General features: G+C 70.7%; 15 protein-coding genes. 5 read left to right on the top strand and 10 right to left on the bottom strand.

Features of this window, described 5'->3' with window-relative positions:
• Positions 1-58: 58 nt before the first annotated feature.
• The gene (gene polX / locus ACT01A_RS16660; protein ID WP_445148211.1) at positions 59-1,801 is read right to left on the bottom strand and encodes a DNA polymerase/3'-5' exonuclease PolX; all 1,743 of its coding nucleotides are present in this window, start codon (positions 1,799-1,801) and stop codon (positions 59-61) included.
• A gap of 38 nt (positions 1,802-1,839) precedes the next feature.
• Here polX and ACT01A_RS16655 point away from each other — a divergent pair, with 38 nt between their 5' ends.
• Both ACT01A_RS16655 and ACT01A_RS16650 read left to right on the top strand, forming a co-directional pair.
• Complete coding sequence (locus ACT01A_RS16655) at positions 1,840-2,571, top strand: polyprenol monophosphomannose synthase (protein ID WP_445148210.1); 732 nt, start codon at positions 1,840-1,842, stop codon at positions 2,569-2,571.
• A 20-nt stretch (positions 2,572-2,591) separates the two neighbouring features.
• Complete coding sequence (locus ACT01A_RS16650; RefSeq protein ID WP_445148209.1) at positions 2,592-3,287, top strand: hypothetical protein; 696 nt, start codon at positions 2,592-2,594, stop codon at positions 3,285-3,287.
• Between the two features lie 17 nt (positions 3,288-3,304).
• Here the strand turns inward: ACT01A_RS16650 and ACT01A_RS16645 are convergent, their stop codons facing one another.
• Together ACT01A_RS16645 and ACT01A_RS16640 are read right to left on the bottom strand one after the other, a co-directional pair.
• On the bottom strand, positions 3,305-3,988 hold the full coding sequence (locus ACT01A_RS16645) for an anti-sigma factor domain-containing protein (RefSeq protein WP_445148208.1): 684 nt from the start codon (positions 3,986-3,988) through the stop codon (positions 3,305-3,307).
• Positions 3,985-4,548, bottom strand: coding sequence for a sigma-70 family RNA polymerase sigma factor (locus tag ACT01A_RS16640; RefSeq protein WP_445148207.1), 564 nt, complete (start codon positions 4,546-4,548; stop codon positions 3,985-3,987). The genes ACT01A_RS16645 and ACT01A_RS16640 overlap by 4 nt, the downstream gene beginning before the upstream one ends.
• 205 nt (positions 4,549-4,753) lie before the next feature.
• Here ACT01A_RS16640 and ACT01A_RS16635 point away from each other — a divergent pair, with 205 nt between their 5' ends.
• The gene (locus tag ACT01A_RS16635; protein WP_445148206.1) at positions 4,754-5,281 is read left to right on the top strand and encodes a fasciclin domain-containing protein; all 528 of its coding nucleotides are present in this window, start codon (positions 4,754-4,756) and stop codon (positions 5,279-5,281) included.
• 111 nt (positions 5,282-5,392) lie between these two features.
• Positions 5,393-5,719: a thioredoxin gene (gene trxA / locus ACT01A_RS16630; protein ID WP_445148205.1), complete on the top strand. Its 327-nt coding sequence runs from the start codon at positions 5,393-5,395 to the stop codon at positions 5,717-5,719.
• A 141-nt stretch (positions 5,720-5,860) separates the two neighbouring features.
• Here the strand turns inward: trxA and ACT01A_RS16625 are convergent, their stop codons facing one another.
• From ACT01A_RS16625 to ACT01A_RS16595, 7 genes are all read right to left on the bottom strand, one after another.
• Positions 5,861-6,187, bottom strand: coding sequence for a hypothetical protein (locus ACT01A_RS16625; protein WP_445148204.1), 327 nt, complete (start codon positions 6,185-6,187; stop codon positions 5,861-5,863).
• Positions 6,188-6,194: 7 nt separating this feature from the next.
• Positions 6,195-6,476, bottom strand: coding sequence for a hypothetical protein (locus ACT01A_RS16620; protein WP_445148203.1), 282 nt, complete (start codon positions 6,474-6,476; stop codon positions 6,195-6,197).
• Between the two features lie 37 nt (positions 6,477-6,513).
• The gene (ileS, locus tag ACT01A_RS16615; RefSeq protein WP_445148202.1) at positions 6,514-9,633 is read right to left on the bottom strand and encodes an isoleucine--tRNA ligase; all 3,120 of its coding nucleotides are present in this window, start codon (positions 9,631-9,633) and stop codon (positions 6,514-6,516) included.
• A 51-nt stretch (positions 9,634-9,684) separates the two neighbouring features.
• Complete coding sequence (locus tag ACT01A_RS16610; protein WP_445148201.1) at positions 9,685-10,122, bottom strand: MarR family winged helix-turn-helix transcriptional regulator; 438 nt, start codon at positions 10,120-10,122, stop codon at positions 9,685-9,687.
• A 63-nt stretch (positions 10,123-10,185) separates the two neighbouring features.
• Positions 10,186-11,073, bottom strand: a complete 888-nt coding sequence (locus ACT01A_RS16605; RefSeq protein WP_445148200.1) for a MerR family transcriptional regulator — start codon at positions 11,071-11,073, stop codon at positions 10,186-10,188.
• A 109-nt stretch (positions 11,074-11,182) separates the two neighbouring features.
• The gene (locus tag ACT01A_RS16600; protein ID WP_445148199.1) at positions 11,183-11,680 is read right to left on the bottom strand and encodes a hypothetical protein; all 498 of its coding nucleotides are present in this window, start codon (positions 11,678-11,680) and stop codon (positions 11,183-11,185) included.
• 18 nt (positions 11,681-11,698) lie between these two features.
• The gene (locus ACT01A_RS16595) at positions 11,699-12,613 is read right to left on the bottom strand and encodes a MerR family transcriptional regulator (RefSeq protein ID WP_445148198.1); all 915 of its coding nucleotides are present in this window, start codon (positions 12,611-12,613) and stop codon (positions 11,699-11,701) included.
• 359 nt (positions 12,614-12,972) lie between these two features.
• On the opposite strand from ACT01A_RS16595, the gene ACT01A_RS16590 reads away from it, so the two are divergent.
• Positions 12,973-14,235, top strand: a complete 1,263-nt coding sequence (locus ACT01A_RS16590) for an HD-GYP domain-containing protein (RefSeq protein ID WP_445148197.1) — start codon at positions 12,973-12,975, stop codon at positions 14,233-14,235.
• Positions 14,236-14,237: the final 2 nt, after the last annotated feature.

The raw sequence follows: 14,237 nt of genomic DNA, 5'->3' as shown, positions 1-14,237 counted from the left end.
AAGACGGTCATCGCGCCTCGCCACCGGGCGAGGCGCGACCGCCTTGGCACCCACCGCCCTAGGCGCGCTGCGCCGTGCCGTGCTTGCCGAGCTTCTTGAACGTCTTCCAGGGCAAGGTGTTGGCGACGTCGCTGGCGGTGAAGGCGGCGCGCCGGGCGGTGGCGATGCCCCAGATGGAGTTGTGCTGGGTGTTCACGCCGTGGGCGTCGGTGTTGATGATGATGGTGACGTCGAGGGTGCGGGCGGCGCGGGCGTGGATGTCGTTGAGGTCGCGGCGGTCGGGTGCGGAGTTGATCTCCAGCATGGTTCCGGTGCGGGCGGCGGCTTCGAAGACGGCGTGGACGTCCAAGTCGTAGGGCTTGCGCTTCTCGATCTTGCGGCCGGTCAGGTGGCCGATGCAGTCGATCCACGGGTGTTCGATCGCGGTGACGATGCGCTTCGTCATCTCTGCCGAGGACATCCCGAAGGACGTGTGGACGGAGCCGACGACCCAGTCCAACTGCTCTAACAACTCGTCGTCGTAGTCCGGCGAGCCGTCAGGCAGGATGTTGGTCTCGGTGCCGACGAGCACCTCAATGCCATCGAGTTGGTCGTTGATGCCGCGGACCAGCTCGATCTGGCGCTTGAGCGCATCCGGCGAGACGTCGTTGCCGAAGCCGTGGGTGGCGCTGTGGTCGGTGATCGCGACGTACTCCAGACCGCGCTCCAGCGCGCCGCGGGCCATCTCCAGCGCGGTGTTGCGGCCGTCGCTAGCGACCGTGTGACAGTGGAGGTCGCCCTTCAGATCCTTTTGCTCGATCAGCGACGGCACCACGAAGCCGGGCTCCAACTCACCGCGATCCTCGCGCAGCTCCGGCGGGATCCATGGCAGCCCGAGCTTCTTGTAGACCTCTTCCTCGGTCGCGCAGGTGAGCGTCTCGCCGGTCGCGTCGTCCAAGATCCCGTACTCGCTGACGTGCAGGCCCTTGCGCACCGCGCGCTCGCGGATCTTCACGTTGTGGGCCTTGGAGCCGGTGAAGTGCTGCAACAAGTTGCCGAACTGGTCGGGCTTGACGACGCGCAGGTCCAGCGAGACGCCGTTGTGGGTCCGGGCGCGGGCCGCGTTCTCGCCGGAGGAGGCCGCCGACTCCACCAGGTCGAGATCCGCCAGCGCGGCGGCCAGTGCGGGCGGGTCGTCGGACGCTGCGACGATGTCGAGGTCCTTGACGGAGTCCGCCAGGCGCCGCACGCCGCCCGCGACCTCGACGTGCACGGCGGCGGGATGGCTGCGCAGCTCGTCGACGATCGCGTCGCCCAGCTCGATCGCGCGGTGCAGCAGCAGGCGCGGGGCGGCCTTCTCGGCGACGCCCGACGCGAACGCCGCCAGCACCGACTCCTCGAACTTGGGCCCGAAGCCCTTGACGCCGCGCAGCTTCTGCCCTTCCGCGGCGGCCTTCAGCGCATCGAGCGAGTCGATGCCGAGCTCGTCGAACAGCTTGCGGGCGCGCTTGGGGCCGAGGCCCGGCAGGCGCGTGAGGTCGATCAGCCCGGGCGGGAACTTGGCGCGCAGCTTCTCGGCGGCGGGGATCGTGCCCGTCTCTAGCAACGCCTTCAGCTTCTCCTCCAGCGTCTTGCCGATCCCGGGCACGCTCGTGACGCGTCCCTCGCGGGTCAGCGCGCTGATCGAGGTGGACGCGTCGCGCACGGCCTTGGCCGCGTTGCGGTAGGCAATGACGCGGTAGGCGACCGCGCCGTCGAGCTCGTAGAGGTCGCCGAGCTCTTCGAAGGCCTCGGCGATCGTGGCGTTGGAGGGGTCGGACATCGTCCTGAGAGCCTACGTCTCTAGGCTACGGAGCCTCAGTGTCCGGTCTGCCTTGGCTCATCCTCCCCACCTTCAACGAGGCCGAGAACATCGAGCTGATCGTCGCCGCCGCGCGCGACGTGCTCGCCTCGGCGTCTCCCGACGGCTTCAGGATCCTCGTCGTCGATGACGACTCGCCCGACGGCACCGGCCGTATCGCTGACCGGCTGGCCGGCGAGCACCCCGGCGAGGTCGAGGTCCTGCATCGGTCGGTGCGCGAAGGCCTGGGGCCGGCGTACATCGCGGGCTTCCAGCATGCGCTGGCGGGCGGCGCGGCGTTCGTGTTCGAGATGGACTCGGACTTCTCGCACGACCCGAAGGACCTGGCGCGGCTGCTGTCCGCCGTGCGCGACGGCGATGCCGACCTCGCGCTGGGGTCGCGGTACGTCGCGGGCGGGGCGGTGCTTGACTGGGGCCTGTTGCGGCGGATCATCTCGCGCGGCGGGTCGCTCTACGCCGCGGTGATCCTGGGCCTGACGGTCCGCGACCTCACCGGCGGCTTCAAGTGCTTTAGCCGCGATGTGCTGGAGGCGATCGACCTGCCGTCCGTGCGCGCGCAGGGCTACGCGTTCCAGGTCGAGCTGACCAACCGCACGATCCGGCGCGGCTTCCGCGTGGTCGAGGTGCCGATCACCTTCCGCGATCGTCTGCGCGGCAGCTCGAAGATGAGCGCGAAGATCGCCATCGAGGCGATGTTCCTCGTTCCGAAGCTGCGTAAAGCCGGGCGCTAGCCGGCCGATCTTCCGGGGTGATGGCCCCGGAGCTGATCGTCGTCCAAGGCCTGCGCGACACGCGCGGCATCCTCACACGCTGGAACGCGCGGCCGTTTGCGATCGTCGGACCATGGTTCGTGACCGCGGCCGGGATCTGCGCGGCGCTGTTGGCGGCGGTGTTGGTCATCGCGCACTTCTCGACCGCGGACCCAACGCTCTACGTCCAGCCGGGCGTGACGCGCGACCCGCGTCTGAGCGACGTCGGCGACATCCTCTTTCGCAACTCGCTCGTGCTGACCTTGCACGCGATGGCCTGCATCGCGGGCTTCATCGCGGGCTCCTCGATGCCGCTGGAAGCCGAGCGCTACAGCGGCGCCTGGCGCTGGATCCACGAGAAGGCCGGCCCGCTGGCGATCGCGTTCGTCGTGGCGGCGACGACGTTCTCGCTGCTGACGCAGGCCTACGTCCTGGGCGGGAGCGCCAAGACGCTGGCCGCCCAGTTCGACATGTCGACCGGCGCGTTCGTCGTCGGCCTGCTGCCGCACGCGATCCCGGAACTGATCGGGCTCTTCCTGCCGCTCGCCGCCTGGACGAGCGCAAGCCGCAGGGGCGCCTGGAACGAGCTGCTGGCCGCGACGTTCGTGACCGTGGCGATGGCGATCCCGATCGTTGTCGCGGCGGCGTTCGTCGAGGTGTACGTGTCGCCGCATCTGATCCTCGCGCTGCGCAGCTAGCACGCCCAGCGCGAGACCTACAACTTGGCCCGGAGGACCGAGCGGTCGGAGTGACCGGGGTCGCCGTCGTCGGGCTCCAGCGAGACGTCGACCAACGTGTAGGCGGAAACGTCGACCGCGACCGCCATCCGCACGTCGAGGCGGCCATCGGGCTTGACGCGGAACGTGCCCATCGAGACCATCCGCCCGCGTGAGTCGGCCAGCCACGCCTCGTAGTAGTCGTGCGCGCCACTCGGCGGGAGGCCGGAACCGCGCAGCTGCGCCTCGGAGCCGGCGATCGTCAGCGAGGCGCGACCGGAGACGCCGGCGAGCGGGCGCAGCGCGATGGTGGTGGCGCCGGGGTCGCGGACGGGACCGTCGCCGCCGCGCGCGAGGAGCAGGGCGACGGCGAGCACGGCGGCAGCGAGCAGGCCGCCTGAGACCGCGAAGCGCGCGCGGCGCGTGCGCAGCACGGCGACGGCGGGCACCGCAAGACGGGCGCGCTCCTGCGGCGCGGCGACGGTGTCGGAGCGCAGCGGTGGTGGTGGGACGGGGTCCCAGGTGGTGGCGTCCAGCGTGGTGAGCGTGGCGGTGGTCGCGCGAAGGCGGTCGACCTCGGCGCGGAAGGTCGGGTCGTCGGCGAGGAGGCGGTCGGCGAGCGGGCGCTCGTCGGGTTCGAGCGCATCGAGGGCGACGGCGGCGGGGGCCAGCGGCCAGCTCATGCCAGGCCCTCCTCGTCCATGAGACCGCGCAGCCGTTCCAGACCACGGACCATGCGGGACTTGATCGTGCCGAGCGGCAGGCCGGTCTGGGTCGCGATCTCGGTCTGGCTGAGCTCGGCGTAGAAGCGCAACTCGAGCAGGCGGCGCTCCTCTTGGGGGATCTGCGAGAGCAAGTGGGCCATGCGCCAGCGGTCGAGCGCCTGCTCCTGAGGCGCAGTCGCGGTGGCGGCGCCGGCCGCGTCGACGCCCGGCTCGGGAAGCTCGGCGGGATCATGGGGCTCGGGACGGCGGCGGCGCAACTCGTCGATCGCGCGGGAACGGGCGATCGTGAGCGCCCAGGTCGCCAGCGAACCGCGCGCCGGGTCATAACGCGCGGCGCGGCGCCAGATCTCGGTCATGACGGTCTGGAAGACGTCCTCGGCGGCGGCGCGCTCGCGCAGGACGTGCAGCAGGTAGCCGAAGACCGACGCGCCGAAGCGGTCGTGGAAGGCCTCCAGCGCGCGCGGGTCGCCGGCCCGCAGCGCAGCGGCAAGCCGGCGATCCTCACGGGTCGCAGGCATCGCGCGGGGGCGATCGGCGGCGCGCGCCGAGGTCATGCCGGTTGCGGTCGTGAAGGACACCTCACGCGTCAGGTACGGGCCAGGAGGCACGATCGGTTGACGGATCGGCGACCGCTGTCGGCTGGCGCCGAGACGCTCAACCGGCGACGCCTTCGTCCGCGTAGCCCGCGGTGACCCGCCAACTGAACCTCGGAGGTCCGTCACCATGCAGCGCCGTCTCATCCTGTCCCTCGCCGCCGTGGGAGCGGCTGCCGTTCCGATCGGGGTCGCCGCATCTGCGGGCGCCGCGTCGGAGGCCCCCGCGCCGAAGGCCGCACCGGCCGCGTCGAAGACCATCGTCGGGGTCGCCGCGAGCGACCCGCGCTTCTCGACGCTCGTCAAGCTCGTGAAGTCCGCGGGGCTGGCCACGACGCTCTCGAAGGGCAGCTACACCGTCTTCGCGCCCACGAACGCCGCGTTCGCGAAGGTGCCCAAGGCGACGCTCAACGCGCTGGGCAAGGACAAGGCCAAGCTGAAGGCCGTCCTGCTCTACCACGTCGTCAAGGGCCGGGTGCCTGCCTCGAAGGTCGTGAAGCTGTCCAGCGCCAAGACGCTGGAGGGCTCGTCGGTGAAGATCGCCGTTAAGAGCGGCAAGGTGTACCTGAACGGCAAGACGCGGGTCACGAAGACCGACGTCAAGGCCTCCAACGGCATCATCCACGTCATCAACGGGGTGCTGCTGCCCCCGTCCTGACCGCACGTGCGAGGGCTCGGGCGGGTAGGTTGACCGTAACGGCACGCCACCCGTCCGAGACTGCACTTCACTTTGTATAGTGCAGGTCCTACCCCTCTGAAGGAGCCACAAATGGCCGGATCCCTCTCCGAAGTCACCGACAGCAGCTTCCAGGCCGACGTCCTCGAGGCCGATGGCCCCGTGCTCGTCGACTTCTGGGCCCCTTGGTGTGGCCCGTGCCGCGTGGTCGCGCCGGTGCTCGAGGAGATCGCCGCGGAGCGCTCGGACCTCAAGATCGTCAAGTTGAACGTCGACGAGAACCAGCAGACCGCCGCGCAGTTCGAGGTGCTGAGCATCCCGACGCTGATCCTCTTCAAGCACGGCCAGGTCGCCAAGAAGGTCATTGGCGCCTACCCGAAGCGCAAGCTCGAAGCCGAGCTGGAGCCGGCGCTGGCTTAGGCCGCGCCCACCCGCTTTCCGCAGGCCCGGCCGGAGCGATCCGCCCGGGCCTTTTGCGTCTCTTGGGCCGGTCCACGCGCGGCCGAGGCGGCGGGGGCGCGGCCTCGAAGGACAGCCGCTTGAAGACCAGCGGCGGCGCGGTCATCCGAGCGGCGGCAGGTCGGCGGGGAGCAGGCGTGCCGCGGGATCCGCGCGGCCGCCGATGAAGGTGAGGTCTTCGTCGTCGAGGAGGCGGTGGACGCGGAGGGGATCGCCGAGGGCGGTGCCCGCGACGGTGCCGTCGACCTTGAGGACGCGATGGGCGCCGTCGCAGGCCAGGCGGGTGAGACGGGCGTTGACGCCGGGGGTCTGGCCGGGCTGGCCGCCGCCGGCGCAGACGACATCGCCATAGCTCATCCAGCGGCCGGGCGGGATGGCGGCGACGACGGCCGCGAGGGCCGCGTCCGTGAGGGTGGTGTCTTCGGTCATGCCGCCCCTAGGGGCGGTAGCGCTCGTATTCGCCCCTGGGCGGCCGCTGCTCGGTCCGATGGCGGACGCGGACCTCAGCGACCAGCGCGACCAGCATCCCGAGGCCGCAGACGAGGAGGGTGATGAACAGCGGCCAGAAGCCGATCGCGCCGGCGAGGCCTTCGCCCTCGAGCGAGGCGCCGTTCGGGTTGGGCGCCCACGCCCAGTTGCCCATCAGCAGGTAGAGCGTGGGCAGCGCGAGCAACCCACAGCCGACGAAGACCGCAAAGCGCCAGTGCCGACCGGACACCTGGCCAGCGTAAAGGTTGACGGCGGCGGCGCGGGCTCTACGCCCGCGCCACGCCGACGCGCAGCTCGTGGCCGTCGACGGTCGCCGTGAAGGCCGCGTCGTCGGCGCCGTTGAAGGTGACGGAGGTGGCGAGGACCTCGTCGGCGACGAGGCGCTCGAACTCCTGGGCGACGGAGACCAGCTCGGGCGCGCCGCCCAGCGTCAGCGCGATGCGATCGGAGACGTCGAGGCCGGCGTCCTTGCGCGCGTTCTGGACCGTGCGGATGACCTCGCGGGCCCAGCCTTCGCGACGCAGGTCGTCGCTCAGCGTGAGGTCCAGCGCGACCGCGTGGCCGCCCTCACGCTCGACCTGGAAGCCCTCCAGCGGCTGGAGGCCGATCAGCAGGTCGGCCTCTTCCAAGGTGTGGTCCTTGCCATCGACGTTGATGCCGATCGCGCGCCCTTCGCGCAGCGCCTTGGCGACGTGGTCGCCGTCCAGCGCGGCCACCGCGGCCGCGACCTGGGGCATCGACTTGCCGAAACGCGGGCCGAGCGAGCGGTAGTTGGGCTTGAGGTCGTAGGACCCCAACTCGTCGGCCTCGTCGACGAAGCGCAAGGCCTTCACGTTGAGCTCCTCGCGGACGATGGCGGCCATCGCCTCCAGCGCCTCGCGCTCGCGCCCCGCAGCCACCACGACCGCCTCGCCCAAAGGCCGGCGCAGGCCGACCTTCGCGCCCGCGCGGGCGCGCAGGCCCAAGGCAACTGCCTCGCGCGCGGTGGCCATCGCGGCCTCGAGCTCGACGTCGCGCGGGCCGGCCTCGGGCCAGTCCGTGAGGTGGACGCTGCCGAGCGTCCCATCCAAGTTGTCGTAGATCTCGTCGGCGACGAACGGCGTGTAGGGCGCGAGCAGCTGCGCGACCGTCACGAGGCACTCGCGGAGCGTCGCGAACGCGCGCGCGTCGCCGTCCCAGAAGCGGCGGCGCGAGCGGCGGACGTACCAGTTGGAGAGGTCGTCGACGAAGGTGATGATCTCGCGCGCGCCCGTCGTGGCGTCGAAGGCGTCGAGGCGCTCGGTGACCGCGGTGACGGTCGCGCTCAGCCGCGAGAGGATCCAGCGATCGAGGTCGGTGGCGGGGCCGGGCTCGGCGGCGGCGTCGGCGTCCTGGCCGTCCGCCGCGTTCTCGTACAACACCAAGAACCCGTAGGTGTTCCACAACGTGTTGAGGAACAGCCGCACGCCCTCGGCGATCGTCTCCTCCGAGAACCGGTAGCCGTCCCACGGCTGCTTGGACGAGAAGAAGTACCAGCGCAGCGCGTCCGCGCCGAACTTGTCGAGCACCGAGAACGGGTCGACGACGTTGCCCTTCGACTTGGACATCTTGAAGCCGTCCTCGTCGAGGATCAGGCCAAGGCAGACGACGTCCTTGTAGGGCGCCTGGTCGTTGAGCAGCACGCTGATCGCCAACAGCGAGTAGAACCACCCGCGCGTCTGGTCCAGCGCCTCGCAGACGAAGTCCGCCGGCCACGAGTTGGCGGCCTGCTCCTCGTTCTCGAACGGCGCGTGCCACTGGGCGAACTGCATCGCGCCCGAGTCGAACCACACGTCGATGACCTCGGGCACGCGCCGCAGCACGTTGCCGGTCTCCGGCGAGATGAAGGTGATGTCGTCGACGTAGGGGCGGTGCGGATCGTCGAGCTTTACGCCGCTCAGCTCCTCGAGCTCGGCGAACGAGCCGATGACGCGATGCTCGGTCTTGTCCTCCGAGCGCCACACCGGCAGCGGCGTGCCCCAGTAGCGCTCGCGCGACAGCGCCCAGTCGACGTTGTTCTCCAGCCAGCGCCCGAAGCGCCCGTCCTTGACGTGCTCGGGGTGCCACTCGACGGTCGCGTTGGCGGCGAGCAGGCGATCGCGCACCTGCGAGGTCGCGATGTACCAAGAAGGCTTGGCGTAGTACAACAGCGGCGTGCCGCAGCGCCAGCAGTGCGGGTAGGAGTGCTCGTAGTCCTCGGCGCGGAACAGGCGGCCGCTCGTGCGCAGGTCCTCGACGAGGTCGGCGTTCGCGTCGCGGACGGAGCGGCCCTCGTAGCCCTTGATCCGCTCGTCGTACTTGCCTTCGAGCGTAACCGGGTTGACCACCGTCAGCCCGTACTGGGCGCCCAGGCGGAAGTCGTCCTCGCCGAAGGCGATCGCGGTGTGGACCAGGCCGGTGCCGTCGTCGGCGGTGACGAAGTCCCCCAACAACACGGTGTGCCCGCGCTCGCCGTACTCCGAGCCCTTGATGTAGGGGAACGGCGGCTCGTAGCGGACGCCGTCCAGCGCCGCGCCCGGGAACTTCGCCAGGACATGGGCGCCTTCGCCGAGGACCTTCTCGACCAGCGCCTCCGCCAGGATCACCGGCGCGTCGAGCTGGCCGATCTTCGCGCGGACGTAGGTCAGCTCCGGGTCGACCGCGACCGCCGCGTTGGACACCAAGGTCCACGGCGTCGTCGTCCACACCAACAACTCGTCCCCGGCCTGGACCACGCCGCCGTCCTCGGCAACCGGGAAGCGCACGTAGACCGACGGGTCGATGACGTCCTTGTAGCCCAGCGCCAGCTCGTGGGACGACAGTGCCGTCCCGCAGCGCGGGCAGTAGGGCACCACCTTGTGGCCCTCGTACAAGAGCCCCTTGTCGGCGATCTGCTTCAGCGCCCACCAGATCGACTCGACGTAGCCCGCGTCGAGCGTCCTGTAGGCGTTCTCCAAGTCCACCCAGAACCCGATCCGCTCGGTGAGGCGGTCCCAGTCCTGGAGGTACTCGAAGACCGACTCACGGCAGCGCTTGTTGAACTCCGCGATCCCGTAGGCCTCGATCTCGTGCTTGTTGTGCAGCCCGAGCTGCTTCTCGACCGCGATCTCGACCGGCAGGCCGTGCGTGTCCCAGCCGCCCTTGCGCTCGACCAGGTGGCCGCGCATGGTCTTGAAGCGCGGGTAGATGTCCTTGAACGCGCGCGACAGCACGTGGTGGACGCCGGGCTTGCCGTTGGCCGTCGGCGGGCCCTCCCAGAAGACCCAGCGCTCGGCGCCTTCGCGGCGGCGCAGCGACTCGGCGAAGACGTCGCGCTCGCGCCAGCGCGCGAGCACCTGCTCCTCGAGCTGGGGAAAGGACTGGTTGGAGTCGACGGGACGGCGGGCCATGAGCGGCCCAGGATATGCGCTTCGCTGCGCTACCAGCGGCGGCGCAAGCCGCTACGCCGCGGTCAGCTTGCGGCAGATGTCAGCCAGCATCCGCTTCTCGGCCTCGTCCAGCACCGAGAACGCGTCGGTGACTCGCCGCGTGTGCTCCGGCACGAGCCGGTCGATCAGCTCGCGACCCTGCGTGGTCAGCCGGACGGAGGCCGCGCGGCGGTCGTGCGCCAGGCGGAACCGCTGGACCATGCCACGGGTCTCCAGCGTCGTGACGACCTCGGTCGCGTTGGCCTTCGAGGTGTTCAACTTGGCGCGCAGCGCCCGCAGCTCGAGTTCACCGCCGTGCGACGAGAGCACCATGAGCACCGAGAAGCCCGAGGACGACAGGCCCTCGCGCTCCAGGTCGGACGCCAGCCGGCGGCGGACGCTCGACTCGGCGGCGATCAAAGACTCCAGCGCGTCGGTCGCGAGGCTCTCGGCAGGATCGATGGCGGTCATCGTCGCGAGATCATGCCGGCCGGGTCGGACGGCACCGAACGGCCGGCCGTTGGCCGGCCGTGCCTAGTAGCCGATTGCCGTGCTCGGCCCGCGCGCGAAGCGCCCCGACGCGCCGCGTGCGTCGAGCCGCGCCAGCAGCGCCTCGCGGGCGGCCAGCGGCGTCTCGGGCAGCGTCTCGACCGTCGAGGACCCCGTGTTGGGGATCGCGCCGCGGTAGTCGAGGATCGCGACGTCCTCGCCCGCAGTGCGCCGAGCGGTGAAGACCAGGCGGCCCAGGGCGTCCAGGGACGCGCCGTGGCCGGTCAGCACGACCGCTCGCGGATCCAGCGCGGAGATCGCCGAGCCCAGGCGCGACGGATCGGAGTCGGCGGTCAGCGTCAGCGTGCGCAGGCCGGCGCGGCGGAGCACGAGCTCCAGCGCTTGGGCCTGAAGCGCCTCGGCCTCGGGCGGGCGCGACGCGTCGAAGACCAGCACGCCCTCGGCGCGTGACGCCGGCGGAGAGATCCGCTGCGTCGCGGCCAGCCAGCAGGTGGCAAAACGCCACGCGAAGCCGTACTCCGGCGACTGCGGCGCGTTGTGCGCAGCCGCCATCGCCTCGACCGACGGCAGGAGCACCTCTTCGATCGTGCGCTCAACCGAACGGACCGTGAGCGACTCCTCCATCAACCGGTTCGCGCCGTCCTCGTCATAGCGGCCGAACGCGGACTGCAGGCGAGCGGGCGACGCCGGTCCGGCACCCCGCTCACGGGCCACGCTTACCGCCGAGGAGATGTTCTGCGTCTCCTCGAAGGCTGCGCGGAGCGCCTCGATCTCGCCGAGGTCGAACTGCCGATGGCCGCCAGCGGTGCGCTTGGGCTCAGGAAAACCGAACCGGCGCTCCCAGGAGCGCAAGGTGTTCGGGCTGACGCCAAGCATCGCCGCTGCTGCGTTGGTGCGAATTGAACCGCCCATGTCCCGGAAGTCTTCGCCTTTGGTGAGGTTGTGACAACTTGCGCAAGCTCCGGTGCACGGTGGGACATGCATTGCACCGGAAGGAGAGGGTGCGCGAGCCGCGACGCGGCTAAACGCTCCCCATGACGATGAGCGCGCCTTCGGGCGGCCCACAGGATCCGACGCGCGCCGCGTAGCGCACGCCGTACTCGCCGGTTGGACGGACGACGATCGAGGTCGGGGCGGCGACCCCCATCGCGGACGTCGCGATGATCTCCTGCAGCAGCTCGTCGCCGCTGCCCGCCTCGGCGTCGGCGGGTTCGAGGAAGTCGGAGACGTGGCAGTGGACGGCATCGGGCTCGTCGACCCCGAGCAGCCGCTCGGCGCCGCGCGACAGCGCGCAGAGCTTCAGCTGACGGTCGACGATCACGAAGGCCTCGCCCTTCTTGGGCGCCAGATCGGCGGACGCCGAGATCACGACGCCCAGGCCGCACAGCGCGCAGACGCGCGAGCGAGCGGCCATCGGGGTCGGCGGCGCCTGGCCGCAGTGACCGCAGAAGCTGACGATGGGGACCGGTTCAGACGGCGGATCCGGGACGAGACGAAGAAGCGGACGGACGGAGCTCAAGCGGGACTCTCCTCGACCTTAGGCGGACATCCGGCGCCGTGGGGGCGCCTGGTGGGCGTGATCGTCGAACTCCGCGGCGTCCTCGCCGCCGGAGCTCTCACGGCTGCTGCCCTCAACGAGGTCCAGCAGTTGGCTCGCGGCCAGGGTGGGTGCGGCCGCGAGGTGGCGGGCGCCGGTCGTGCGGGTGCGATCGCCGCGACCGGTGCGATGGAACAGGAGCACGGGCAGCGCTCCGCCTGCTGCGCGCACGCGATACGCCCAGCGCGCGACGTCGTCGTCGTTCTCCTCGCCACCGGCGATGACGACGACCCGCGGCTGGTAGGCCGCCAGGACGTCGCCGAGTCCGGCCAGGCCGGTGACCGGCAACGTCAGCGTGCGCAACCCAACGCGGGTCGTGCACAGCTCCAGCGCCCGGAGCGCGAGCGCATCCGGGTCGATCTGGTCGCGCGTGGCGTCGCCGAGCAGCACGGACGGCCGAGACGACGCGGGCGGCGACAGGCGCTGAGCCCGCAGCAGCCACTCGCCGGCCCAGCGGGCCGCGAGCGCCCATGGCGCGGAGTCGGTGCCATGCCGGTCGCCGATCTCCTCCAGCGACGGCAGCAGGACCTCCTCGACCGAGCGCTCCACGGAGCGCAGCGCGAGGGCGCCCTCCATTGCAGCGTCAGCCCGCTCCAGCTCGTAGGCCGCGAGCGCGCCGACGAGCACGTGCGTGTCGGCCGCGACCGACTCACGAGCACGCGAGATGGCCGACGAGATCGACAGCCCCTCCTGGAGCGCGTCGCGCAGCGCGGCGATCTCCCCGTGCGTGTAGAGGCGGTGCTTTCCGGGCGAGCGCTGAGGCTTCGGGTAGCCGAAGCGACGCTCCCACGCACGGAGCGTGTTGGGGCTGACGTTGAGAACGGCAGCCGCTTCAGAGGTCTTCAGCGTGCGCACGAGTGATCCACGGGATCACGGCGTACAGCTTTAGTCCCGCCTGATGGCCAAAGTGCATCGATTTTGCGCAACTTCCCGTGCAGAGCCACAGAGCCAGCTTACGCTCGGCCCCCGTCATCCGTCCACTTACTTCGCTTCTCGGGAGGCCAGTCATGAACAACCTCAAGCTCCGCGTCCTGCCTTACGCCGGCGTCCTCACCGTCATCGCCTCGCTCGCCGGCTACTACGGCGGCCGCTAGGAACTCGCCTTGCTCCCGTAGTCGCGCGCGGGAGCCTTCTGTAGCGTCTGAGCTGTGACCGAGTCGTCAGCGGCTGGTCGTCCACAGCTAGCCGCCGCCATCGCAGGGGTCGGCATCGCCGTGAGCCTCGCTCTCGCGGTGGCCGATCCAGGGAAGCTGGGCGATCCGTTGTGGATCGCCCTTCTCGCGTGCGCCATCGGCTCGCGGCTGGTCGCGGTCGATCTCCGATCGACGATCTTCATCTCAGGTGCGTTCCTCTGCGGCATCCTCGCTGCGGGCTTCCTCGGCCCGGCCGGCGCGTTCGTGTTGCCGGTGGCCGCCGAACTCGTCGGATGGACGGTCGAGCGTTACCGCCCGCTGCCGCTGCTGATCAACGTCGCGGGCACGACGCTGCCGACCGTGCTCGCCGCGGTCGCGTTCACCGCGATGGACCTCGACCACGAGTCGGCGGTCTTCGCGATCGCCCTGGCGCTCGCCGCCTTCGCGGTCCTGCTGGTCAACATCGTCTTCGTCGACCTCGACCGCGCGGTCGCCTTCGGGACGCCGCTGCGCGAGGGCCTCAAGCCGCCCGTGCACCTCTTCCCCGCCTTCGCGCTGAACATCGCGCTGGTCACCGGCATCGGCGCCGTGTACGCGCAGACCGGCTTCGCGGTGATCGCGCTCGTGTTGGTGGCGTTGGTCGCGTTCACCTACATGATGCGGCTGGTGATGGTCGCCCGTGAGCGCACGCGCGAGTACGCCAACCTCTCATGGGGCGTGTTGTCCGGGTTGATCCGGACGCTTGACGCCCGCGACCACCGAGCAGCGCGCCACTGCGCCGCGGTCGCCCGGTTCGCGCGCGACATCGCCGCGCACGTCGGGATGACCGAGCGCGAGCAGGAGCTGGCGCACACCGCCGGGCTGCTGCACGACATCGGGCGGTTCGCCCTGAGCGACCGCGTGATGGAGCGCGGCGTGGTGCTGACCGAGGACGACTGGACGGCGATCCGCCGCCACCCGGAGCTGGGCGCGGAGATGCTGCGCGACATCGGCGTCTACGGACCGATCTCCGAGATCATCGTGGCCCACCACGAGCGGCCCGACGGCAAGGGCTACCCCAAGCGCCTGGCCGCAGAAGAGATCCCCGAGATCGCGAAGATCATCGCGGTCGCCGAGGTCTACGACACGTTGACCGCGCCGGACACCTACCGGACGCGGCTGTCGTCGTTCGAGGCGCTGACCGAGCTGCGCCGCGTCGCGGGCAAACAGCTGGACGCCGGCTACGTCGAGGCGCTGGCGGAGCTGTTGGCCGGCCAGGGCACGGACTACCGGCACGCGGATGCGGCCGATTACGACGAAGAACTCGCCATTGAGCGCCGTATGAACGAGGCCGCCGGCGGTTAGAA

The sequence above is a fragment of the Baekduia sp. Peel2402 genome (assembly GCF_052567285.1).
Note: the sequence above shows the minus strand (reverse complement) of the source record. Positions and strands in the feature narration are given on the sequence as shown.

What these genes read in the sequence shown, in the direction of transcription:
- polX (WP_445148211.1), bottom strand. Translation starts at nt 1,801, where the DNA reads ATGTCCGACCCCTCCAACGCCACGATCGCCGAGGCCTTCGAAGAGCTC.
- ACT01A_RS16650 (WP_445148209.1), top strand. Translation starts at nt 2,592, where the DNA reads ATGGCCCCGGAGCTGATCGTCGTCCAAGGCCTGCGCGACACGCGCGGC.
- ACT01A_RS16645 (WP_445148208.1), bottom strand. Translation starts at nt 3,988, where the DNA reads ATGAGCTGGCCGCTGGCCCCCGCCGCCGTCGCCCTCGATGCGCTCGAA.
- ACT01A_RS16640 (WP_445148207.1), bottom strand. Translation starts at nt 4,548, where the DNA reads ATGCCTGCGACCCGTGAGGATCGCCGGCTTGCCGCTGCGCTGCGGGCC.
- ACT01A_RS16635 (WP_445148206.1), top strand. Translation starts at nt 4,754, where the DNA reads ATGCAGCGCCGTCTCATCCTGTCCCTCGCCGCCGTGGGAGCGGCTGCC.
- trxA (WP_445148205.1), top strand. Translation starts at nt 5,393, where the DNA reads ATGGCCGGATCCCTCTCCGAAGTCACCGACAGCAGCTTCCAGGCCGAC.
- ACT01A_RS16625 (WP_445148204.1), bottom strand. Translation starts at nt 6,187, where the DNA reads ATGACCGAAGACACCACCCTCACGGACGCGGCCCTCGCGGCCGTCGTC.
- ileS (WP_445148202.1), bottom strand. Translation starts at nt 9,633, where the DNA reads ATGGCCCGCCGTCCCGTCGACTCCAACCAGTCCTTTCCCCAGCTCGAG.
- ACT01A_RS16610 (WP_445148201.1), bottom strand. Translation starts at nt 10,122, where the DNA reads ATGACCGCCATCGATCCTGCCGAGAGCCTCGCGACCGACGCGCTGGAG.
- ACT01A_RS16605 (WP_445148200.1), bottom strand. Translation starts at nt 11,073, where the DNA reads ATGGGCGGTTCAATTCGCACCAACGCAGCAGCGGCGATGCTTGGCGTC.